Consider the following 22325-nt stretch of genomic DNA (forward strand, 5'->3'; position numbering starts at 1 on the left):
TCCGATGCCGGGGGTCTGACATCGGATTCTCTATAAAGCCCGGCTTGGACTCAAATGCTTAAGTGAACAGCATTACCCTCATGCAGGGGCTTTTTGTTGTCTGGCCGAAGGTATCGTCGTTTGCCGCCAGACAGCGTGGTGCCATTGAAACCGGGCGACTCGTATCAAAAAAACCAACTATATGATTTGGAATGTTTTTTAGCTGTAGGAGCGCGCTTGCCCGCGATAGCTTCACCACAGGCGATATGTTCATCGGCTGACAGAACGAATCGCGGGCAAGCGCGCTCCTACATGTCTGTGTACCGTGAGACCGCGTGGTGCCATTAACTCAGGGCCTTCTCCTCGGGAATGTGCGTTTTAGCCTGACGAACAAGCACTGCAATGATTCAAATCCTGTGAACGAATGCCCGCGTCAAAAGGTCAAGATCACGTAAGCCGCATTGTCGGCTGCCGAGGAGACCTTGATGAAACAGTGGAACATTTCGTATCTCGACAAAGACGGTGTGCAACAAAGCCATGTGATGGAATCCGAGGAGCTTCCCAGCGATGAGAAGGCCGCCCAGCGTCTTCGGCACATCCTGGTTCCGGTTGCTGACGAGCTGGACATGAATGACCTGGATGGCCGTATAGCCGAGCCAACGGCCAAGTCTTTGAAAGAACACAACGCTGTGCAGATCATCTCGATCAAAGAGGTTTTCTGAGTCCATTGAAAAAATGCCCCCGCCGGGAATTGGCAGAAGACCAATGATGGGGTTACTCTGCAAGTGAGACGGGTGAAGCGTTTCTCCCGTTTTCTCCATGTCGATGCCGGTCTGGCAACAGGCACGGCCTTGTCAGCTACATGCTTGATCCCGTAAAGCAGAGTATCTGCTGTGTAGTGGTGCTACCGGTGAGTGCCGCGCAGGGAATGTTGAAACTCTATCTATCGTTGAATAGGAGGACGTTTCATGAGCACAGCCTATCAAGAGGACATCAGCAGCAACGTGCTGCGCCGCATGAAAGAAAGCGGTTTCGATTTCGCACGCATCCATCCCATCGAGTTCTACGCCATTTTCCCGGACGAGGAACGGGCAAGGCAGGCTGCAGATCAGTATCGCGGTGAGTCCCTTAACACTCAGATCAATGTTCGAGATGACGGTGCCTGGCACTTGCAGCTAAGCAAGGTCATGCACGCGACTTATGATGGCATCGGTGATTTCGAGCAGGATTTCCAGGCTGCGATCACTCCGCTGGACGGAGAAGTCGAGGGCTGGGGAGTCAGACAGGAGATCAGGCGGCTACACGCATGAAACGCGCTATGACATGTTGAATCACCGGTCAATTGCCAGGTACATGCCTGGGGATTGGCCGGTTTTAGTTTGTATGTTCTAAACGTAAAACAGAGTATTCGTCGGCTGTGACCAGTGTGGGCTCAGTTTATGGCAGACAAAAAAAGAGCCACTCAGTGAGTGGCTCAAAGGGAAGTTCGGTAAGGGCAGCCCGCCTGGAAGTCGATACTGGCATCACGCTCGTTTTTTTCGACAGCGACTTGAAACGGGGCATACAAATTCGGTGTGTTTCGGATGTCGCTGATTATCGACAAACGATATCGTCTCGTGAAATCAACTCTGGCTATGCTGGTCATAGCTTTTGCGGTTGAATGACGCTTCCGAATGAGGCGTAGGAGAACTGGTTGGGAAGCTTCTTGCACAGGAATGGTGCGGCGGGCTTTCGATGTTTATATAACCATTTGATATTTAAGCGTTTATGCCGATGGCACGGGCCTTGCGAAGGCCTTTGGTGTCCGTGGTGACAAGGAGTACGGCATGATCCGCACCTTTTATGATGAGATGTACGATGCTGGCGGTATAGTCCGCCCGCATTACCGGGAGTTTGCCCGTTGGTTGGGTGAGACGCCCCCTGAGCTCCTGGCTCAGCGCAGGCGTGAAGCCGATCTATTGTTTCATCGCGCCGGGATTACGTTCACGCTCTACGGTGATGAGCAGGGCACCGAGCGCCTGATTCCTTTTGACACGATTCCACGCAGCATTCCGGCCAGTGAATGGCGGGTGGTTGAGCGAGGCTGTATCCAGCGCGTCAAGGCGCTGAACATGTTCCTTGCCGACCTCTATCACGAGCAGCGGATTATCAAGGCAGGGGTTATCCCCGCCGAACAGGTGCTGGCCAACGAGCAATACCAGTTGGCAATGCAGGGCCTGAATCTGCACCGCGACCTTTATTCGCACATCTCCGGGGTCGACCTGGTGCGTGATGGTGACGGCACGTATTACGTGCTGGAAGACAACCTGCGCACGCCGAGCGGTGTGAGTTATATGCTCGAAGACCGCAAGATGATGATGCGTCTGTTCCCCGAGCTGTTCGCCGCGCAGCGCATTGCGCCTATCGATCACTACCCGAATCTGCTCCTCGACACGCTGAAGAGCTCCAGTCCGCTGGATAATCCAAGCGTGGTGGTACTCACACCGGGCCGCTTCAACAGTGCGTTTTTCGAGCATGCGTTTCTTGCCCGGGAAATGGGTGTTGAGCTGGTTGAAGGTGCGGATCTGTTTGTGCGTGATGATCGCGTGTTCATGCGCACCACCGATGGACCGAAAGCGGTGGATGTTATCTACCGTCGTCTAGACGACGCATTCCTCGATCCATTGGCGTTCAATCCTGATTCGATGCTGGGTGTGCCAGGCCTGCTGTCGGCCTATCGCTCAGGAAATGTGGTGTTGGCAAACGCAATCGGTACAGGTGTCGCGGACGACAAGTCGGTTTATCCCTATGTCACGGACATGATCCGTTTCTATCTGGATGAAGAACCGATCTTGCAGAATGTGCCGACCTGGCAATGCCGCAAGCCTGCTGACCTGTCCCATGTGCTGGCCAATCTCCCGGAACTGGTGGTCAAAGAGACTCAAGGGTCGGGCGGTTACGGCATGCTGGTGGGGCCAGCTTCGACGGCGGCGGAAATCGAGTCGTTCCGCGCCCGCATCAAAGCCAAGCCACACGCTTACATCGCGCAACCGACGTTGTGCCTGTCGACCTGTCCGACATTTGTCGAGAACGGCATCGCACCGCGCCATATCGATTTGCGCCCATTTGTCCTTTCTGGTCGTGAAACCCGCGTCGTACCCGGCGGGCTTACCCGAGTCGCGCTGCGTGAAGGCTCGCTGGTGGTGAACTCGTCTCAAGGTGGCGGAACAAAAGACACCTGGGTGGTCGAGGATTAAGGATGCCTGCCAATGCTAAGTAGAACTGCCTCGGATTTGTATTGGATGTCGCGTTATCTGGAGCGAGCTGAAAACCTCGCGCGGATGCTGGACGTCAGTTACTCGCTGTCTTTGATGCCTCAGGATGGGCGGGGTGACGGGCTCGATGAGCTGGCCATGCCACTGCTGATCACCGGCACGCTGGATCATTACCTGGAGCGTCACGGTGAGCTGCACGCCGAACGCCTGTTGCATTTTTTCGCGCTGGACGCGAGCAACCCGGCCAGTATTTACAGCTGTCTGGGCGCCGCACGGGCCAGTGCTCATGCGGTACGTGGCCGAATCACCGCGGACATGTGGGAGAACATCAACTCCACCTGGCTGGAGATTCGCGGCATCGCCGAACAAGGCCTGACCCGTTATGGCATGAGTCGTTTCTGCGAGTGGGTCAAGGAGCGTTCGCACCTGTTTCGTGGTGCCACATATGGCACGATCATGCGTCATGACGCATTCCGTTTCATCCGGCTGGGCATATTCATCGAGCGCGCCGACAACACCATGCGCATGCTCGATGCGCGCTATGAAATGCTCGAGCTGCGTGGTACTGACACCAATGTGGACGCCGACAGCTCGGCTCATGGTTATTACCAGTGGAGCGCGCTGCTGAGGGCATTGTCGTCCTTCGAAGCCTACACGGAGCTGTATCGCGATGCGCCAGCCGCGAGGCATGTTGCAGAGTTGCTTTTGTTGCGCCCCGACGTGCCTCGTTCGCTGAGTGCCTGTCTTGAAGAGCTGGATCAGATCCTTGCCAGCCTGCCGGGTGCCAATGGCCGCCCTGCGCAACGTCTGGCCGCTGAGCTGGATGCACGTCTGCGCTACACCGGGATCGACGAAATACTGGAGGAGGGCTTGCACGAGTGGTTGAACGAATTCATCCCTTTGCTGGCCCAATTGGGTAACGCTATTCACACTTCTTACCTGGAGGCTGCATGAGACTCTCAATTAGCCACGAGACCACCTATCACTATGAGGATCAGGTCCGCGCAAGCATCCAGTATTTACGTCTGACACCGCACGACAGCGAGCGCCAGCAAGTGCTCAGCTGGCAACTGACCCTGCCGCGCCCGGTGCGCGCGCAGATCGATCCGTTTGGCAACATCCTGCATGTGTTGAGCATGGATGAGCCCCACGAGGCGATCATTATCGGCGCGCGCGGCCAGGTTGAAATCGACGAGAAGCGTGAAGCCGAACATGAAAGTCAGTCTCCGCTGCCGTTCCTGCGTTTCACGCGTCTGACGGAGCCTGATGAAGCCATTCGTGCCTTTGCCAGTCAGCAGTGCAAAACGCGCAAGGACCGCACGGCATTGATTGATCTGATGCACGCGTTGAATCAGTACATTACCTACACGCCGGGGTCTACCGAGGTCGATACTTGCGCAGCGCAGGCCTTTGCGGGCCGGACAGGCGTTTGTCAGGACCACACCCATGCGTTTCTGGCCTGCACACGCAGCCTCGGGATTCCGTCACGTTATGTGTCCGGTTATTTGTACAGCGAAGACAGCGAACATCTTGCCAGTCATGCCTGGGCTGAAGCCTGTATCGACGACGCCTGGTACAGCTTTGACGTGACCAACCAGCTGGCGATCCCGGAGCGGCACCTGAAACTGGCGGTAGGTCTGGATTATCTCGATGCCTGCCCGGTCCGCGGTATGCGCCGCGGCGGTGGTAGTGAACAGATGCACGCCAAGGTACTGGTGTCGCCGATGGTTGGCGCACCGAAGGTCATGATGCAAGCCCAGCATCAGTGATCGCCAGGGGCGGCATCAGCCATTGATGCAAGCCCCCTCGCCAACAAGTTGCCTCCTACCTGACACGGTGCTGAAACGGTAGGAGCGAACTTGTTCGCGAGGCGGGCCAGACCTCACACTGCGCTTATGGTTATTCTCCCGCCTTACGCCGCGCCACCATGTGCTCCAGATAAGCAATCACCTGATCCAGTTCTGTATCGGACAAGACTTCCTTCGGGATGGACGGCATCTTGCCTTGCGGCCATTCGCGCAGGCTTTGCGGGTTGCGAATGTATTGGCGCAAGTACCCGGCGCTGAAGTATTCGGTTGGGCTGTGCGGCAGGTTCAGGTCAGGGCCCAGTTGTGAATCCCCGGCAGCGTTGAGGCGATGACAGGCCAGACAATTCTTCTGGAATAGTGCGAAACCTTTGTTTATCGGATCTTCAGCTGCCAGTTTCGGGTCGGGTAGCAACGCGGGAAAGCGCTCGCTCACTGACGCCAGCACTCGCAGGGTGCTCATCGCATACGGCCATTCTTCGCGGCCAATATTGTCGGCCGAGGGGGCTGTCCACACCAGATAGAACGGTCCAGCGCTTTGCGAACCGTTGCTCAGCGCTGGCCAGGGATGAGCCGGGTCCTCAATGGCCAGCCATGCCTTCGAACCTTTGGGTTGTACCACCGGTGCTGCGGGTATTTCCGCGGCGAATCCGTCGGTCGCAACCGCCTGCAGGTGATCCTGTGCTGTAACACCCTCCAGCAGCGCTACAAGAGGAATGGCGCGATAGCTCATGTCACGTTTGTAGGCGACATCCTCGCTGATCTGGATGGTCTGAATCTGTGGGTGTACGAGCAGCTGACGGGTCTCCCAGGTTTCGACTCCATGAGATCGTTCGATTCTGAGCTGTGCAGCTTGCGGGGAGAGTTGCGGGACGAGTGTCAGCGCTGCGAGGGAAAGAATAAAACGCAAACCATTACTCCGCCGGATCGTCGCTGGTGTCGTAAAGAGCGTTGTGCAGCTCTTCATAGTTGCCACCATTGATAACGCTGTAATAACCGGCCCTGTTCAGTTTGTCCTGAGCTTTGCTGGCTTTTTCGTTGCTGCTGCTGAACACCACAAACACCACGTTGCGGTCATTGAGCACCTGCTTCATTTGATTGACCAGACGTCGCTCCTCTACGCGTACCGCGTTGAGTACAGTGCCCGCGTCGTAGTCACTCTGGCTGCGCACATCGACGGCGAGTTTCCCTTCCTTTAGCGCTGCTACGGCAACCGCTTGTTCGATATCACCTGCGGCGGCGCTACCGGTGCAGAGTAAGAGCCCAAGCGCTATCCATTTACCCATCACCAAATGCCTCCTTTCATAGATGAGCAAAGACTGGCACAGATAATCGTCGCCCGGTAGGGCGCAGTCGTCTGGGTTTACTGCTGCAAAGCCTGTCAGCCGAATAGACGAGTCATATTCGGCAAGATCAACAGCAGGGTAGTGGCGAACAAGATAAGCCCGGCTTGACGTACTTTCGAATGCTTAAACATGGCTATCTGCCTTTTTTTGTTATTCCTGAGCGACAAAAGCTCACCGAATGTATTGATAATGTTCGGGCAGCTGGCAAAGGTGTTTCTTTGAGCAACCGGCCCGGCAAAGCCGCCGACAACCCGAGCGCCGCATATAGTTTTTATCGCGCTACTGTTGCTACAAAATTAACCTTAGAGTCCAAGGTCGTTGTTGTTTAGAACCATTTCGTATGTATGGCCAACTCATACGAATAACCAGTTATAGGAACTGCGGTTAACGGGGCGCATGTTCCCTTGCTAGACAGGTCGGGCATTTTTTCAGCCTGATTAGTGCCGACCTACCGTTCGTCGGTGTCGGAATATTCCTACGTCGGTCATTACTGTTGTACCAACGTTACAAAATACCGGTTGCTAAAAATGCACGCGGTACAGCGATGGTTCAGGTAATGATGCACAGACCCGGCAACCGGCGCTTGCCTTGGCATACCCGTTCAAGGCAGGCTTGGGCCGCGCACTATCGCCTTGACCGTTTCAGGTACTTTTTATGCCGCTACGCATCTGCATTCTGGAAACCGACGTCCTTCGCCCTGAGCTGGTAGACCAATATCAGGGGTATGGGCGGATGTTCGAACGGCTCTTCGCACGGCAACCCATTGCCGCCGAGTTCGAGGTCTACAACGTGATGCAGGGTGTATACCCACCCGAAGGCGAGCGCTTTGACGCGTATCTGGTGACCGGCAGCAAAGCTGACTCGTTTGGCACTGATCCGTGGATTCAAACCCTGAAAGTCTATTTGCTGGAGCTTTATCAGCGCGGCGACAAACTGCTCGGTATCTGCTTCGGTCACCAGTTACTGGCGTTGCTGCTGGGGGGTAAAAGTGAGCGGGCGAGCAAAGGCTGGGGCGTCGGTATCCATAACTACGAGCTGGCACCTGCGACGCCATGGATGACGCCGGCGATGGACAAACTGACCTTGCTGATCAGTCATCAGGATCAGGTCACCGCGTTGCCGGAAAACGCTACGGTCATTGCTTCGAGTGAGTTCTGCCCGTTTGCCGCTTACCACATCAATGATCAGGTATTGTGCTTCCAGGGGCATCCGGAATTTATTCACGATTACTCCCGGACCTTGCTGGATATTCGCCAGGCCTGTCTGGGCGAGAAGGTTTACAAGTCCGGTATCGCGAGCCTCGAGCATGACCATCACGGTCAGACAGTAGCCGAATGGATGATGCGGTTCGTGCAGCATAAAGCTGCGGTTTAAAGTGCGTTTGCGCCCTCGCGGCTGAAGCGGCTCCTGTCAAACTACATGTATATCGCTGAATTGAGATGCAGTTTGTAGGAGCGCGCTTGCCCGCGATTGCGTCAGCACAGGCGATATGTGCACCGAATGACAGACCGAATCGCGAGCAAGCTCACTCTCATCAAGCCACATGCAAACCACTGGATTGAAATGCATTTTCTGTAGGATCTGCCGAAGGCTGCGAAGCATTTCTCCTGAAACATCGCGATCGCAGCCTTCGGCAGCTCCTACAGGTCCTATGTCTGCTGCGCGAGGCGGGCGCTACACAGCTCCACCGGTTGGTGCGATGCCCCTACGGATATGCGCGGCTTCAAAGCCAGCCTGAACGCTTGAAGCTTGCGAACAGTCCGCCACACACCGTCGCTATCGTGCCCAGCACCACGTAATAGCCGTAGTGCCAGGTCAGCTCCGGCATGTTCTCGAAGTTCATCCCGTAAATGCCCGCAATGGCTGTCGGCACAGCAAGGATCGCTGCGTAGGCCGCAAACTTGCGCTGCACGATGCTCTGTCGTGACGACTCCAGCAGCAGGCCAATCTCGATGGTCTGACTGGCGATATCACGCAGGTTGCCCAAATCTTCCATTTGCCGCTTGACGTGAATTTCCACATCACGAAAGTACGGCCGCATGTTCTTGTCGATGAAGGGAAAGCTGAGTTTCTGTAGTTCTTCGCCGACTTCCACCATCGGCGCTACGTAACGCCACAGGCGCAACAGGTCGCGACGCAGACTATGGATGCGCTGGATATCGCTCTCTTTCAACGCCCCCGTCAGTACGCTGTGCTCCAGCTCTTCCAGTTCGCAATGGATAGACTCTGTGACTGGCTGGTAATTTTCCGTCACGAAATCCAGCAGGGCGTAGAGCACAAAGTCTTCGCCATGCTCCAGCAGTAACGGTCTCGCTTCACAGCGCTGGCGCACCAGTCCATAAGATTTGGAGTGGCCATTGCGCGAGGTGATGATGTAACCCTTGCCGGCAAATATATGAGTTTCAACAAACGTCAGTTTGCCGTTCTCTCTGACCGGTGCGTAGGTGACGATAAACAGCGCGTCACCGAAGGTTTCCAGTTTGGGGCGGCTGTGTACTTCCAGAGCATCTTCAAGGGCCAGCTCATGCAGTTTGAACTGCTCCTTGAGGCTGCAGAGCTCAGCGGCAGTCGGTTGCTCCAGACCGATCCAGACAAAATGACCCGGTTTTGCGGCCCAGGCTGCGCCTTCCTCGAGACTGATATCGGTGACTTTCTTGCCTGCACTGTACACCGCAGCGGCAACGACTCGACCCATTTTGGTTTTGCATCCTGATAGTGGCAGGGGATGCCCGGCAACGGGCTCACGAATAAGAGTCGGCAAAGCCCGCCGAGTTCGCGGGCTGTCTAACGTCTGGTTTGACAGGCGCCTGGAGTCAGCTCAACGAATGCTGCTGGTCGGCTTCAATGGCCGCATCCAGCGTATCCAGCAGCGCTTTGCGCACTTTCAGCTTGGTGTGCTTGTGGGCTCTCATGTTGATCTTTTTCAGTTGCAGCGCGGCTGTGCGTGCGGCTTCAGTCAGTTCTTCGACGCTGACCAGCTTGTCGAGGAAGCCTGCATCCATTGCACCTTTGGGATCGAACATTTCGCCGTTGATGACCGAACGGTGGAAAGCCGATTTGCGCAGGCGATCCCTGGCCAGTTCGATGCCGACGTGGTGCATGGTCATGCCGATCTGCACTTCATTCAAACCAATGCTGAACGGCCCCTCGACACCGATCCGATAGTCAGCGGACAGCAGCAGAAAAGCGCCTTTGGCGACCGCATGACCAGGACAGGCAACGACGATAGGGAAGGGGTGAGCCAGCATGCGTCGGGCCAGCGTCGAACCCTCCTTAACCAGGTTGATGGCGGCTTCGGCGCTCGACGTCATGACTTTCAGGTCGTAACCACCGGAAAGAATGCCGGGCTGGCCGGTGATGATCACCACCGCGCGATCTTTCACGGCTTGATCGAGCGCGCTATTGAAAGCAGCTACCACCTCAGGGGAAATAGCGTTGACCTTGCCGTTGCTCAGGGTCAGCGTGGCGATGCCGTCTTCCAGTTGGTAAGAGATCAAATCACTCATGACAATGTTCCTTGTTATTGACGTGAGCAGACGTTACCCACCCGCAAGGGGCAGGTAAAGCGATGACTACCGGGTCATTTTTTCTTTGAACGTCTGCTGTCAGTGGCAGCTTATAGAATCGCTGATCGGGCGCTGAACAATGCCACCTTGCCCACCACTTCAATGCTTACCTGAGCGAAGTGCAGTTCAAGCGCACTGCGCAACCCCGCCACGGTATCGCTGCGGTTACCGAAAATCCCTTTCTTGTTGTAGATGTCCATCAGCTTGCGGCCAAAGCCATTGTGGTCAGCCGCATCTCCGAGGATGGTGGCGCCGAACAACACGCCATTGTTTTTCAGGCAGGGCTTGAGGCTGGCGAACACCTGGGCCTTTTCGGTCATGGTGCCGGGCAGGCAATGCAGCAGATAGAACAGAGAGATCGAGTCGTAGCGGCCATGCTGCGAGGCATCCAGCGGTTTGAACACATCATGCTGCAGGACTTGCGTGTCAGCGCGACCGAAGCGGTCTTTGGCGGCCTGAAGGCTGCTGGGGTTCAAGTCCAGCAAGGTGACGTGAGTGGTGTCCGGCAGGCGGGCTTTGGCCAGGTAATAACCGGTGCCGACACCCACATCAAGATGGCTTGCGCCCACGTGACGGTCGAAGAATGGCTGTAATACTTGCCGGGTAGGGCAGTGCCAGGCGAACTGGTTGGAAATGCCCAGTACCCAGGCGTCGTAAAGCTTCAGCGTCAGGGGCGAGTAAACGGCAGCCCCTGCTTCGGAGGATGTGCTCATCAGTGCGCTACTCCTGAATGTCGTTCAGCTCGCAATATTCCGCCCAATCCATACCCAGCGCCTCTGCCACCTGCTGATGGGTGTCAAGGCGCATGGCCTTGAGTTGCTCAGGCGTTTCAGCGATCAACTGCGCTGCCAGCTCCCAGGGTTCGATGCCTTGTGCTTCCGCTTCATCTTCAAAGGCCCACTTGATCTGATCTTGCTGATCCTTGGCGCTAAGGCTCTGAATTTCATCGCGCAGAAGAGGATTGGTCTCAAGGTATTTAGCTTGAGTAACGTCGTTCCATTCGAGCAGATTCATCGGGTTCTCCGCAGGTTTGCAGCCAAGTCAGTATCTCCAGCACAACGCGCCAAAGAGACGGGAACGCGATTGTGCGTGATTGGGGGTTGAGCTGCCAGTGCCACCGGGCCTGTCGCGTGGAATGGGAAACAGATGTCAACCAGCCATCGCCATCCTCAGCGCCACTGCAGCCTCCAACAGTTTGTGTGCCTGAAGCGCAACGTTTGCCGACAATCCTTCGTCACCAGCCTCCTTGAGCATGACAACCAGATCCAGCAACTTGCCCACCTCTGTTTCAATATTGCGCACGGATTCCGAGATTTGATATCTGGGTGAATGTGCCATCGCTTTCGATCTCCGCCGAGCAGGATTCGAATATAAAGCAATGCTTCACAGGAAATCACCCCGGCCAGTATCTGCACGAGGTTCAAACCCTGTGATCATGAGTTGGCGCCAGGCGCGCAGAGGGGGATTTGCTTAACCGCATGAAAATTCTGAAAAAACCTTTGCGTTCGCAAAAGCTTTCGACTACATTAGCGCGCCTCGACAGACCAACGGTGTGACGAGATACGGTGAAGTGTCCGAGTGGCTTAAGGAGCACGCCTGGAAAGTGTGTATACAAGAAATTGTATCGAGAGTTCGAATCTCTCCTTCACCGCCAAATTCGCTACAAACGAAACCCCTGATTTCCTTGAGAAGTCAGGGGTTTTTCGTTTCTGGCTATTTGTCCTTTCAGCAGTTCATCAAAACCGCTTCAACAGATAGGCCCGGCGATTCATCAAGCCCCAAACCCACCATCAATCGTCAAACTCGCGCCGGTGATATAACCCGCTTCCGGGCCCGCAAGATAGGCAACGAAGCTGGCGATCTCTTCGGTGTTGCCGTAACGTCCGATCGCCATCAGCGGGATCAGTGATTCGGCGAAGTCGCCGCTCGCCGGGTTCATGTCGGTGTCGACCGGACCGGGCTGTACGTTGTTGATGGTGATGCCCCGTGGGCCGAGGTCGCGGGCGAGGCCTTTGGTCAGGCCGACCAGCGCTGATTTGCTCATGGCGTAGACACCGCCACCGGCGAAGGGCATGCGGTCGGCGTTGGTGCTGCCTATATTGATGATGCGGCCGCCATCGCCCATGTGTTTTGCTGCGGCCTGTGAGGCGATGAATACGCTGCGCACGTTGATAGCCAGCGTGCGGTCGAAATCTTCCAGGCTGAACTCATCCAGCGGACCGATGGCGAGTACGCCTGCATTGTTGACCAGGATGTCGACGCGACCGAATTTTTCAACTGTAAGGGCAACTGCGTTACGAATGGCTTCTGCGTCTGCGCTGTCGGCTTTGATTGCCAGGGCCTTGCCGCCATTGCCCGTGATGCTTTCCTGCAGTTCCTGCGCCTTGGCCTCGGAGCTGACGTACGTAAAAGCGACTGACGCGCCTTCTTCGGCCAGACGTTTGACGATGGCGGCGCCGATACCCCGTGAACCGCCTTGAACGAGCGCTATTTTGCCGCTGAGTGGTGTGTGCTGAGTCATGAGATTCTCCTGAGCAGTTGTTAAGTGAGTTGTTGGGGGGCAGTATCCGGCGCAGATTGCATCCTGAGTAGGCGGTAATTGCGATAGTCTGAGTAAACCAAAAGTTTAGAATCCGACTCATGGAAAACTTCAGCAGCATCGAATGCTTTGTCCGCAGCGCCGAGGTAGGCAGCTTTGCCGAAGCGGCACGACGTCTAAGCCTGACGCCAGCGGCCGTGGGTAAGAGTGTCGCCAGGCTGGAAGCGCGGCTGGGTGTGCGCCTGTTCCAGCGTAGTACCCGCAGCCTGACACTGACAGAAGCCGGGCAGCGTTTTCTGACGGAAGTCGCTGCCAGCTTCACCACCATTCAAAATGCCGTTGCCAATCTGGCCAGTGCGGAAGGGCAGCCGGCGGGCACGCTGAAGGTCAGCATGGGGACGATCTTCGGACGGCTTTACATCGTGCCACTGCTGGCTGAGTTTCTACGTCGTTACCCGGCCATTACGCCAGATTGGCATTTTGATAACCGACAGGTGGACTTGATTGGGCAGGGATTTGACGCAGCCATTGGTGGTGGTTTTGATCTGCCTCAAGGGGTCGTGGCGCGCAAGTTAGCGCCTGCGCACCGGGTGCTGGTGGCGTCGCCGGGCTATCTGGCCGGGCAGCCGGCTATTGATCAGCCGGAGGATCTGCAGAACCATCCGGGAATTCTGATCCGTTCGCCGCAGACCGGACGAATCCGCTCCTGGCCGCTGACCAGTCGCGATCACCAGTACAGCCCGCTGGACCTGAAGCCGCGCATGACCATGAGTGATTCGGAGGCCGCGTGTTCTGCTGCCGAGCAAGGCTTGGGCATTGCCTTGGTGAGCATGCCGTTTGCCGTCCCGTACCTGCGTAATGGGCAACTGCTACGGGTGTTGCCCGATTGGTACGTCGATGACGGTAATATTTCGCTCTATTACACTGAGCACAAATTGCTGCCAGGCAAGACGCGGGCTTTCGTGGATTTTGTGCTTGAACAGTTCGCCCTGCAGGGACTGCCTGCAGCTTTCAGCGCCCTGTAAAAGCCTTTGACAGAGTCAGTTCAGATGAAGATTCACGCCAACGCCGCACTACTGATCATTGATATGCAACAGGGCATTCAGCATCCCAAATTAGGCCGCCGCAATAATCCTCAGGCTGAAGGGCAAATGCTCGCGCTGCTCCAGGCCTGGCGCGACACCCAAAGACCCGTGATCCATATCCGGCATTTTTCCCGCGAGCCTGAGTCGGTGTTTTGGCCGGAGCAGTCCGGCGTGGAATATCAATCGGCCTTTTTGCCCCTGGATGGTGAGCGTGAGTTGCGCAAACAGGTGCCCGACGCGTTCTGCAACTCGCCCTTGGCGCAGTGGTTAAAAGACGATTCCATCACTCAGGTCGTTATCGTTGGTGTTGTCACCAACAACTCAGTGGAATCCACTGCCCGCGCTGGTGGCAATCTGGGGTTTGAGGTGATAGTGCCCCATGACGGTTGTTTTACCTTCGACACGCCGGATTTTTTCGGCACACCACACAGTGCAGAAGATGTGCACGCCATGTCGTTGGGTAATCTGCATGGGGAATACGCCACGGTCGTGGGCAGCGAAGAGATACTGCAGCGTCTGTGATCACCGATTCTGCAAGAACACCACATAACCCTTGAACCATGGGTTGTCTTGCAGATAGTCAGGCGCTTGCCATTCGCCGCCCTGAATCAGTCCAATTTTAAACGGCAAACCCAGCCGACTGATTCGTGGCAGGTAAGTACTGTAGTCCGGAATGCTGTGGCGGCCCTGATAGGTTTGCACCACAACTTCATCGACCACGCCTTTGAGTTTTCCGATAACGGAAGCGTCCGCATTGCTACTCCAATCCAGCAGGCCGGTAATGCTCAGGCGATAGTCGGCGGGCAGGCGTTGGCGAAGGTCGCGCAGAAACGTCACGTATTCGTCGAGGTAGCGGGTGCGGGCATCAAAGTCGATCTGGATGCCCACCACCAGGTTACCTGCCTGACGCCAGCGTTTGATCTGGCCAAACAGCTGGGTATAGACCGTCTCAGGCCAGCGTAGAGTATGAGCGCGATAGACGATCCAGACTTCGCGCTGAGGCAGCTTCGCCACTTGCATGCCCTGCGCCACGAAGTTGACTCGACGGTGTTGTTCACTGCGCGAGCTACTGATCTGCCCTTGCAAGAGGTACAGGGTTTTTGCCTTGGTCAGCACCGGCTGTGCAGCGACACCTCCCCACAGCCAAAAGGCATCATGATCCTCGGCATTGACCGCTGCCTTGGCCGAGCCCAGCTGTAATAAGCACAGCAGCATTAGCCAGCCGCGCATCGAGGATTACCAGTAATACTGCAAAGACTTACCCCAGGGTGTATCGGCAAAGCCACTTTTGAGCTGTTTGAACCACGCCTTGCGTACCGAGGGCTCTACTGCCTTGCCGCCGCAGCCATTGTTGCCCGACGGGGCGTAGCAGTTGATGGCGCGATACAGTGCGTAGGCTTTGTCTTCGTGGTCAACCTTCGGATTGGCGATGACGGTTTGATACGCGCTATGCCTGGAGAATACCTGCCCGGCAAAACCGGGGGCTGTGCCGCCCAGCACATCGGCGCTGCGTGCTTTGTCCAGTGGCATGCGATCCAGGCCGTTGCGCAGAATGAATTCGCCCATGCAGTTCAGGCCTCGGGGATTCTTCGCATCCTTTTGTAAAGTCGCTGCAGTGTCCGCAATACTTGGGCAGACGTAGCCGGATTCGGTCTTGTCGCCTCGCCAGCGAAACAGCGTCAACGCCTGTCCCTGATCGTAGACATAGCCAAGGCTGTAGCCGAGTTTTTCTGCAGACGGGCTCTCTGGCAATTGTTTGAGATCCTCGCCAAACGCACCGAACTGACTGCGCATCAGGTCTTTGTACAGCAGAACAAACAGCGCGGTGTTGCGCTCGGTATCGCTGGCACCCTGAGTGACCTGTTGGCGCAACAGGTCTGCATCTGCAGCTTTGCCGAGCAGGATGTAGCGCACTTTTTCGGCCTTAATGGGCGAGTCAGCGGCGAAGACCCTGGCCAGTTGCTCATCGCGCTCGTAACTCATGGCCAGCGCTAATTGCAATTGTTCATGTTGCAGCGGCAGTTTGACCAGCGGCATTAATTGCAGCCACAGTGCCTGCGCGTCCTTTGAATTCTGATTGGCTTCCAGAGCCAACCCACGCAGCATCTGCTGGCTGAACACCAGGTAATTGAGCTCGGCGGGGACGGTATCGGGTAGCAGTTGCAGGGCGCTGGCCGGATTGTTCTCGACGTACAGGGCGAACGCGGCCTGCAAATAAGTGAAGAGCTCTGGATGTTCAGCGAAGGTGTCCTTTTGCGCCATCAAACCGGCTTTGGTCAGCTTGCTGCTGGAGCCTTCACGCATCCACATCAGGTCATTGACGGCGACGATCATGGGCGACTTGATCGCGGTCGTGTTCGGCGTTATGAGCTTGAGATCCGCCTCGCGCACCAGCGCTTCGTAAGCCGGGTTGTCTTCGCTTGGGCCAAATAGCAGCGCTTCATAATCAGCGGCCAGCTTGTCTTTGTCCTGAGTCAGCCAGTGCACCCGGCGCAGCAAGCCCGTGGCGGTGCTGGAATAGACGCCGTAGGGGTAGTTGTCGACGTAGTTCTTGAAGGCACTTTCAGCTCGTCTGGCCGCAGCCAGATCAACGCGATCCGGCCTCAGTTCGCCGTATTCGAAGGCTTTCTCCTGAGCCAGGTTTAGCTCGGTTCGGCCAATCATGTACAGCGCCGTATCTTTCAACCATTCGTTTGGATTATCAGCCAGCAAGGTGAAGCCCTTGCTCGCGTCGACGAAACGTCCGCTGTAGAAGTCGGCGGCCGCTTGCAGATAAGTGGTGAAGGCCTTGCCTGTGCTCGAGGTGATTTCGCCAGGCAACAGACTGGTCAGTTGCTCGGGCTCCCACCCGCAGGCCGGGAGCATCTGCATCCGGCTGTTCGCCAGCGCAGCGCGTTCAGCAGGGGAGAGTTCCGGCGTCTTGATCAATTCGCGAATGAAATCCGTGGCGGTGGTTTCATTGTTGCTGCGGCAGCGGCTGCCTTCGCCGTCGATCAACATATCGCCAGCCACTTCTGCGGGTTCGCGTTTGATGCCCAGCGTGGCAAGCATCTCATTCAGCCCGAGTGTATGACCGTCTTTCGCAACCTCTTCATCGATCTCGCCTTGCACCGGCAGCAGGCGGTAATGAGCAAAAGGTACTTCTCCGTAACCTTCAGCAAGGTCATCCTTGTTCAGTGCTGCGGGGCTCAATTGCAACTTGCCGGCATTGGCCAGGAGCAGCCGCAGATTAACCGAGCTGTCATTGCCGGGGCTGAGGAAAGGCAAGTTACTGCAAGGGTCCAGCTGTTCGCTGAGTATCGACCAGGTCGGATAGCAGGAGTCATCACTGCTGGCTTGGGCGAGGGAGGAAGCCGATGCACACACGGCGATGGCCAGAGAAGTCAGCAGGCGGCTTTGCATGGAACGTCCTTGAGAGGGCTAGGGCGAGGGATGTGAGCGCTGGCTCTTGCATTCCTTTCGGGTTTGAAATGCACTTCGTAGTAGCTGCCGAAGGCTGCGAAAGCACTTATTCTGACACAAAGCCATCGCGGTACTCGTGCGCTCCTACCGGTCTACCATTTGGCACGAGGCAACACCCACCCCCTGCAGATCATCATGGCGAAGGGAGGCCCTACACCATCCGTTTGAGCGTGTTGTCCTTGCGCACGAAGTGGTGCCAGATCGCGGCAACGACATGCAGGCCAATGATGTAGTAAAAAATGGAGCCCAACAGTTTGTGCAGGTCTTCCAGTGATTCGGCGAAGCGCTCGGAGACGGGAAAGGGGGACGGGATCAAAATATCCGTCAAAGGAATTGGCAGCGAGCCTTTTTCTATCAGCACTGTAAACAGTCCCAGTAGTGGCTGTGCAAACAGGAACGCATAAAGCAGATAGTGGGAAGCGGTTGCCGCGAGTCGCAGAAAACCCTCGAGTGGTGGTGTTATATCCGGTGGCGTATGACGGCGCCGTTCAGCAACGCGGAAGAACGCCAGGGTCAGCACGAGAATGCCTACCCAGAAATGGCTTTGTACCGCGAAAGCTCGCAACTCAGAACCACGCGCAAATTGTGTGCGGCTCAGGATAAGGGCGTACGCCAGCACGATCAGGATGGCCATTACCCAGTGAAGCCAACGGGCTCTATAGCTATAGCGTATTGCTGAAGGTGTATTCACGGTGTTTTCCCTTGATTGTTTTTTGGCATTTTAGGCACAGATGCAGATTGCCGCAGGCCGATTTCTGGCTTGCCGTGTTTCGACCGCTCAATGCTCTAGCTTGCTCGGCGATGGCGGGTCGATGAGTGCTTGCAGTGCAGTCACTTTCTTGACCGAGGATCGCTTATATCGTTGCAGCAATACCCATGCCGGAACCCCTGTTTTTCGCCAGGACATGCTAGCCATGCGCCAACGCTGAGAGCGTTCAGGTCCGGTTGGTGGCGCATCTTTCTGGGGCCCGGCCTGCGATGCGCAGCACCGACTCACCTGTTGGGTCGATAACCTGGACGACACGGGTGAGTTTACTGAGCTGAAAAAACGGTATGGAACCTGTGCCAGTACCAGGCTTCATATGACGTGAACATTCATGCCTGAAAGCGGGCGTGGACCTCGGCCAGGATCGCGTCTGGAGGTCCGCAGCTCACGGGCGCCGCGTATTGCACTGGGCCTCTCATCATGAGCGATATCCGCATTGGCATCTCCGGCTGGCGCTACGTCCCGTGGCGGGGCGACTTTTATCCGGAAGGGCTGACACAGAAAAACGAGCTCAAGTTTGCGTCTCGTGCGGTCAACAGTATCGAGATCAATGGCTCTTTTTACGCTCTGCAATCGCCGGACTTATATGCGCGCTGGTATGCCGATACGCCTGATGATTTTGTGTTCAGTGTCAAAGCCCCACGTTTCATTACCCATGTGCGGCGCCTGAATGAGGTTGAGAAACCCGTCGCCAACTTTTTTGCGTCGGGTATTTTTCAGCTCAAACAGAAACTGGGACCGATCCTCTGGCAGTTTCCGCCGAGCTTCAAATTCGATGCTGAGCAATTCGAACACTTCCTCACGCTGTTGCCTCATGACATGAAGCAGGCCAGGCGTTGCGCTGCGCAGTGCGACGAAAAAATGCACAAGCCCGGCTATCTGGACCTTCCCCAAACCGGTCGGCTACGCCATGCGGTGGAGATCCGTCACGCAAGTTTCAAGGTGCCTGAGTTCATTACCTTGTTACGCAAGTACAAAGTGGCGTTGGTGATGGCGGACACCGCAGGCAAGTGGCCGTACATCGAAGACCTGACCAGTGACTTTGTCTACTTGAGGCTGCACGGCGATAAAAAACTTTATGCCAGTGGCTATACCGACAAGGCCATCCAGTATTGGGGCGATCGTATTGATGCCTGGCGCAAAGGCTCACAGCCATCCGACGCCCAGGTGTTGATTACTGGAAAAGGGCTTAAACGCAAATCCCGGGACATTTATTGCTACTTCGATAACGACCTTAAAGTCCGTGCGCCGTATGACGCCCGTCAATTGCTGGAGCGCTTCGATCTCGCCAAAGGGCTGGACGTTGCGCCGGGCGACCTGCAAGGAGTTGAGTTTTGACCAGTGCCACAACGCCGGTTGGCGTGCGAACGGCTACATCTGCCAGCGTTTCCCTGAACGTGCTGACCATGAACATGCACATGGGATTCGGTTTTATGAATCGCCGATTTATTTTGCCCGAGCTGCGAGACGCGGTTCGCTCAGTGTCTGCCGATGTGGTGTTTTTGCAGGAAGTGCACGGCGAACATCAAAATCACGCCCAGCGCGTGAAGGATTGGCCAACGACCTCGCAGTACGAATTCCTGGCGGACAGCATGTGGGGTGATTTCGCCTATGGCCGCAACGCGGTCTATCCCCACGGCCACCATGGCAACGCGCTGCTGTCCAAGTACCCGATCAGCTACCACGAGAACCTCGACATCTCGATCCATGGCACAGAAGAGCGCGGCTTGTTGCACTGCGTGCTGGATGTTCCCCATCACGGTCACGTGCATGCCATCTGCGTGCACCTTGGGCTGCGGGAAAATCATCGCCAGCAGCAACTGAAGCTGCTCGCTGAATTGCTGGCCCGGTTACCGGAGGGCGAGGCGGTGATCGTAGCCGGGGATTTCAACGACTGGCGTCAGCGCGCCGATGCGGCGCTGCATGGCACCGGGCTGCACGAAGTTTTCGTTCAGCACTTCGGCGTCTCCGCTAAAAGTTTTCCCGCGCGCTGGCCGTTGCTTCGGCTTGACCGCATTTACGTACGCAATGCCACGAGCAATCGACCCAAAGTCTTGTCCAATCGTCCGTGGTCACACCTTTCAGATCATGCGCCGCTGGCAGTGGAGTTAACCTTATGAGTGATCAGGCGAATAAGCACGGGCAGTGGCAAGAGGGCAATTCGGTTGAGTTGCTGATCAACGGCGAAGACTATTTCACTCGCGTCTTCGAATGCATTCGCGCGGCGCGCAAAGAAGTGCTGCTTGAAACCTTCATCATTTTCGAAGACCGGATCGGGGAGGCGCTGCAGCAAGCGCTCATTGAGGCTGCTAGCAACGGCGCTTACGTCGTGGTGACCGTGGACGATTACGGGACTTCGGATCTCAGCAAGTCATTTGTCGGCCGGATGCTGGCTGCGGGTGTTCATATACAGCTGTTTGATCCACGTCCGCGCCTGATGGGCATGCGCACCAACCTGTTCCGGCGTCTGCACCGAAAAGTCGTGGTTATCGACGGTGAGCTGGCCTTCATTGGCGGCATTAACTACAGCGTTGATCACATGAGTGATACCGGTCTGACTGCCAAGCAGGATTATGCAGTCCTGGTTCGTGGCCCTATCGTCGGCGATATTCACAAGTCCGCCATGCGCCTGTTGAGTGAAGGTGTGCGAGCCAAAGTCCCGGCGCTGCGCGTAGCGACCCAGCACGCGGGCAGTGCGCGAATGCTGTTGTGTGAGCGCGACAATGAGGAGCACACAACTGATATTGAAGAGCAGTATTTGCTGGCGATTCGTAATGCAACCCAGCGGATCACCATCGCTAACGCCTACTTCTTCCCCAGCTACCGCTTCCTGCGTGAGTTGCGAAATGCTGCGCGCCGTGGCGTCAAGGTCACCCTGATTCTGCAAGGCCAGCCGGACATGCCGTTCGTGCGTGTCTGCTCGCGGCTGACATACACCTACTTATTGCGTGACGGGGTGAAAATCCACGAATACACCCAGCGTGCGCTGCACGGCAAAGTGGCTCTGATTGACCGTGAGTGGTCCACCGTCGGCTCCAGTAACCTGGACCCGCTGAGCCTTGCGCTGAATCTTGAAGTGAACCTGTTCATCCGCGATCAACAGCTCAATCAGCATCTGCACGAGCATTTGACCGGACTCGCTGCGGCCCACAGTAAAGAAATGAACCTGAGGGGCGCTGCACGAGGTCAGTGGTGGCGTGCGCCGATGATCTTCCTGAGTTTTCACTTCCTGCGTCACTTCCCGGCCATCGCTGGCTTGTTTCCGGCCCACGGCATGAGGCTCAAACCGTTGCGGGCTGCGGATGTAATTCCTGAAGCGAGCGTTGTTGAAAATGAGAAAAGCAGCGTCACAGAGCAATTGAAGTCCAGCCTGCAATCGGATCAGGAGAAGTCGCTATGAGTCAGGCTTATGAGGCGTCTTCGGATCAGCCAAAAGAAAAAGAGAAACAAAGCAACAAATGGAAGTGGGCCAAGCGTGCCTTCAACCTGTTTTTCTTCATCGCGGTGCCGGTGTTGTTGTTCCTGCTGGTCAAGAACCTCGATTGGCAGGAAGTGAAGCAGGCGTTGCAGTCCTACAAGCTCAGCACCCTGGCGCTGGGCGTAGTGATTGCGCTGTGTAGCTACCTGACGTATTGCTGTTTTGATGTTTTGGCACGGTTTTATACCGGGCACAAGCTGGCGATCAAACAGATCGTACCGGTGGCGTTTGTCTGTTATGCGTTCAACCTGAACCTCAGTTCGTGGGTCGGCGGGATTGCGTTGCGTTATCGCCTGTATTCCCGGCTTGGACTGGATGTGCCGACTATTACTCGTGTGTTGAGTCTGAGCCTGATCACCAATTGGTTGGGTTACATGATTCTGGCAGGTGGCGTTTTTGCAATGGGCTTTCTGGAGCTGCCCAAGGAATGGGCGGTAGGTACGGGAACGCTGCGGTTGATCGGCTTTGCTTTGTTGGCGGTGTCGGGTGCTTATTTACTGGCTTGCCGGTTTTCAAAGCGTCGCTCGTGGACCATTCGCAAGCAGGAGATCACGCTGCCGTCGATGAAGCAGGCGCTGCTGCAGGCCAGTCTCGGCGCGCTGAACTGGTCGCTGATGGCGTTGGTGATTTATACCCTGCTGCCGGACAAGGCGTTCTATCCAGCCATTCTTGGGGTGTTGTTGATCAGCAGCATCGCTGGTGTGATCACGCATATCCCGGCGGGGCTTGGGGTGCTGGAAACGGTCTTCATGACCTTGCTTCAGGATGAGTTCTCGAAAGGCACCTTGCTAGCGGCGCTGATTGGCTACCGGGCGATTTACTTTCTGCTGCCGCTGGTGATTGCTGTGGTTGTTTATCTGGTGCTGGAGAAGCGTAGCAAGAAGATGGGGGAGAGGAATCAGGCTGAAGGTGGGGCCTGATCATTTGTTTTGCGTACATATCCGTTGTTGGGATAACGGCTGAAACTGGTTGCGCTTTTACAGCGCCTCACTTTTGAAAGGAGCCCAAAAGTAAGCAAAAGGCTCTTGCCCCACCACTCGGCACC

General features: G+C 56.2%; 24 protein-coding genes and 1 tRNA gene. 14 read left to right on the top strand and 11 right to left on the bottom strand.

Annotated elements, in window-relative coordinates:
* Positions 1–464: 464 nt before the first annotated feature.
* The 5 genes from RX972_RS26805 (at position 465) to RX972_RS26825 (ending at position 5002) form a co-directional block, all read left to right on the top strand.
* Positions 465–701 (top strand): hypothetical protein, encoded by a 237-nt coding sequence (locus tag RX972_RS26805; RefSeq protein WP_027898879.1) that lies wholly within the window; start codon positions 465–467, stop codon positions 699–701.
* Between the two features lie 246 nt (positions 702–947).
* Positions 948–1289 (top strand): ribonuclease E inhibitor RraB, encoded by a 342-nt coding sequence (locus tag RX972_RS26810; RefSeq protein ID WP_027898878.1) that lies wholly within the window; start codon positions 948–950, stop codon positions 1287–1289.
* Positions 1290–1805: 516 nt separating this feature from the next.
* Positions 1806–3215, top strand: coding sequence for a circularly permuted type 2 ATP-grasp protein (locus RX972_RS26815; RefSeq protein WP_027898877.1), 1410 nt, complete (start codon positions 1806–1808; stop codon positions 3213–3215).
* 12 nt (positions 3216–3227) lie between these two features.
* Complete coding sequence (locus RX972_RS26820) at positions 3228–4187, top strand: alpha-E domain-containing protein (RefSeq protein WP_027898876.1); 960 nt, start codon at positions 3228–3230, stop codon at positions 4185–4187.
* The gene (locus RX972_RS26825) at positions 4184–5002 is read left to right on the top strand and encodes a transglutaminase family protein (RefSeq protein WP_316879992.1); all 819 of its coding nucleotides are present in this window, start codon (positions 4184–4186) and stop codon (positions 5000–5002) included. Before RX972_RS26820 ends, RX972_RS26825 begins: the two co-directional genes overlap by 4 nt.
* A 130-nt stretch (positions 5003–5132) precedes the next feature.
* Here the strand turns inward: RX972_RS26825 and RX972_RS26830 are convergent, their stop codons facing one another.
* Entirely contained in the window at positions 5133–5948 is an 816-nt protein-coding gene (locus RX972_RS26830) for a cytochrome c (RefSeq protein ID WP_316879994.1), read from the bottom strand.
* Between the two features lie 4 nt (positions 5949–5952).
* Positions 5953–6324, bottom strand: a complete 372-nt coding sequence (locus RX972_RS26835) for a rhodanese-like domain-containing protein (protein WP_316879995.1) — start codon at positions 6322–6324, stop codon at positions 5953–5955.
* A gap of 179 nt (positions 6325–6503) precedes the next feature.
* Between RX972_RS26835 and RX972_RS26840 the strand changes: the two genes are divergently transcribed.
* On the top strand, positions 6504–6713 hold the full coding sequence (locus RX972_RS26840) for a hypothetical protein (RefSeq protein WP_316879996.1): 210 nt from the start codon (positions 6504–6506) through the stop codon (positions 6711–6713).
* A 325-nt stretch (positions 6714–7038) separates the two neighbouring features.
* On the top strand, positions 7039–7758 hold the full coding sequence (locus tag RX972_RS26845; protein ID WP_316879998.1) for an amidotransferase: 720 nt from the start codon (positions 7039–7041) through the stop codon (positions 7756–7758).
* Between the two features lie 349 nt (positions 7759–8107).
* On the opposite strand, the gene RX972_RS26850 is transcribed toward RX972_RS26845, so the two are convergent.
* The 5 genes from RX972_RS26850 to RX972_RS26870 form a co-directional block, all read right to left on the bottom strand.
* Positions 8108–9079, bottom strand: a complete 972-nt coding sequence (locus RX972_RS26850; RefSeq protein WP_231667804.1) for a magnesium and cobalt transport protein CorA — start codon at positions 9077–9079, stop codon at positions 8108–8110.
* Positions 9080–9197: 118 nt separating this feature from the next.
* A complete protein-coding gene (locus RX972_RS26855; protein WP_316880001.1) occupies positions 9198–9890 on the bottom strand; it encodes a crotonase/enoyl-CoA hydratase family protein in 693 nt (230 codons plus the stop codon).
* Positions 9891–10000: 110 nt separating this feature from the next.
* Positions 10001–10663 (bottom strand): class I SAM-dependent methyltransferase, encoded by a 663-nt coding sequence (locus tag RX972_RS26860; RefSeq protein WP_316880003.1) that lies wholly within the window; start codon positions 10661–10663, stop codon positions 10001–10003.
* A gap of 7 nt (positions 10664–10670) precedes the next feature.
* Entirely contained in the window at positions 10671–10964 is a 294-nt protein-coding gene (locus tag RX972_RS26865; RefSeq protein WP_027898868.1) for a DUF6388 family protein, read from the bottom strand.
* A 135-nt stretch (positions 10965–11099) separates the two neighbouring features.
* On the bottom strand, positions 11100–11288 hold the full coding sequence (locus RX972_RS26870; protein WP_027898867.1) for a hypothetical protein: 189 nt from the start codon (positions 11286–11288) through the stop codon (positions 11100–11102).
* A 226-nt stretch (positions 11289–11514) separates the two neighbouring features.
* On the opposite strand from RX972_RS26870, the gene RX972_RS26875 reads away from it, so the two are divergent.
* A tRNA-Ser gene (locus RX972_RS26875) sits at positions 11515–11604 on the top strand.
* A 117-nt stretch (positions 11605–11721) separates the two neighbouring features.
* Here the strand turns inward: RX972_RS26875 and RX972_RS26880 are convergent.
* The gene (locus tag RX972_RS26880; RefSeq protein ID WP_316880006.1) at positions 11722–12471 is read right to left on the bottom strand and encodes a 3-oxoacyl-ACP reductase family protein; all 750 of its coding nucleotides are present in this window, start codon (positions 12469–12471) and stop codon (positions 11722–11724) included.
* Positions 12472–12590: 119 nt separating this feature from the next.
* Here RX972_RS26880 and RX972_RS26885 point away from each other — a divergent pair, with 119 nt between their 5' ends.
* Complete coding sequence (locus RX972_RS26885) at positions 12591–13514, top strand: LysR family transcriptional regulator (RefSeq protein WP_316880008.1); 924 nt, start codon at positions 12591–12593, stop codon at positions 13512–13514.
* Between the two features lie 24 nt (positions 13515–13538).
* Entirely contained in the window at positions 13539–14096 is a 558-nt protein-coding gene (locus RX972_RS26890) for a cysteine hydrolase family protein (protein ID WP_316880010.1), read from the top strand.
* Here RX972_RS26890 and RX972_RS26895 read toward each other — a convergent pair whose 3' ends face one another.
* The 3 genes from RX972_RS26895 to RX972_RS26905 form a co-directional block, all read right to left on the bottom strand.
* Entirely contained in the window at positions 14097–14804 is a 708-nt protein-coding gene (locus tag RX972_RS26895) for a DUF3142 domain-containing protein (protein WP_316880011.1), read from the bottom strand. It lies immediately after the preceding gene.
* Between the two features lie 6 nt (positions 14805–14810).
* The gene (locus RX972_RS26900) at positions 14811–16976 is read right to left on the bottom strand and encodes an outer membrane assembly lipoprotein YfiO (RefSeq protein ID WP_316880013.1); all 2166 of its coding nucleotides are present in this window, start codon (positions 16974–16976) and stop codon (positions 14811–14813) included.
* A gap of 211 nt (positions 16977–17187) precedes the next feature.
* Positions 17188–17727, bottom strand: a complete 540-nt coding sequence (locus RX972_RS26905) for a cytochrome b (protein ID WP_316880015.1) — start codon at positions 17725–17727, stop codon at positions 17188–17190.
* A 495-nt stretch (positions 17728–18222) separates the two neighbouring features.
* Between RX972_RS26905 and RX972_RS26910 the strand changes: the two genes are divergently transcribed.
* Genes RX972_RS26910 through RX972_RS26925 form a run of 4 tightly spaced genes read left to right on the top strand, consistent with a single transcriptional unit; the run spans position 18223 to position 22200 of the window.
* Positions 18223–19140 (top strand): DUF72 domain-containing protein, encoded by a 918-nt coding sequence (locus tag RX972_RS26910; RefSeq protein ID WP_099267275.1) that lies wholly within the window; start codon positions 18223–18225, stop codon positions 19138–19140.
* Complete coding sequence (locus tag RX972_RS26915) at positions 19137–19922, top strand: endonuclease/exonuclease/phosphatase family protein (RefSeq protein WP_316880016.1); 786 nt, start codon at positions 19137–19139, stop codon at positions 19920–19922. The genes RX972_RS26910 and RX972_RS26915 overlap by 4 nt, the downstream gene beginning before the upstream one ends.
* Positions 19919–21202 carry a cardiolipin synthase ClsB gene (gene clsB, locus RX972_RS26920; RefSeq protein ID WP_316880017.1) on the top strand — a complete coding sequence of 428 codons (1284 nt, stop codon included), beginning with the start codon at positions 19919–19921 and terminating at the stop codon, positions 21200–21202. Before RX972_RS26915 ends, clsB begins: the two co-directional genes overlap by 4 nt.
* Positions 21199–22200 (top strand): lysylphosphatidylglycerol synthase domain-containing protein, encoded by a 1002-nt coding sequence (locus tag RX972_RS26925; RefSeq protein ID WP_122706055.1) that lies wholly within the window; start codon positions 21199–21201, stop codon positions 22198–22200. Before clsB ends, RX972_RS26925 begins: the two co-directional genes overlap by 4 nt.
* Positions 22201–22325 lie beyond the last annotated feature (125 nt).

The organism is Pseudomonas syringae group sp. J309-1, assembly GCF_032582135.1.
Lineage (GTDB): Bacteria > Pseudomonadota > Gammaproteobacteria > Pseudomonadales > Pseudomonadaceae > Aquipseudomonas > Aquipseudomonas quasicaspiana.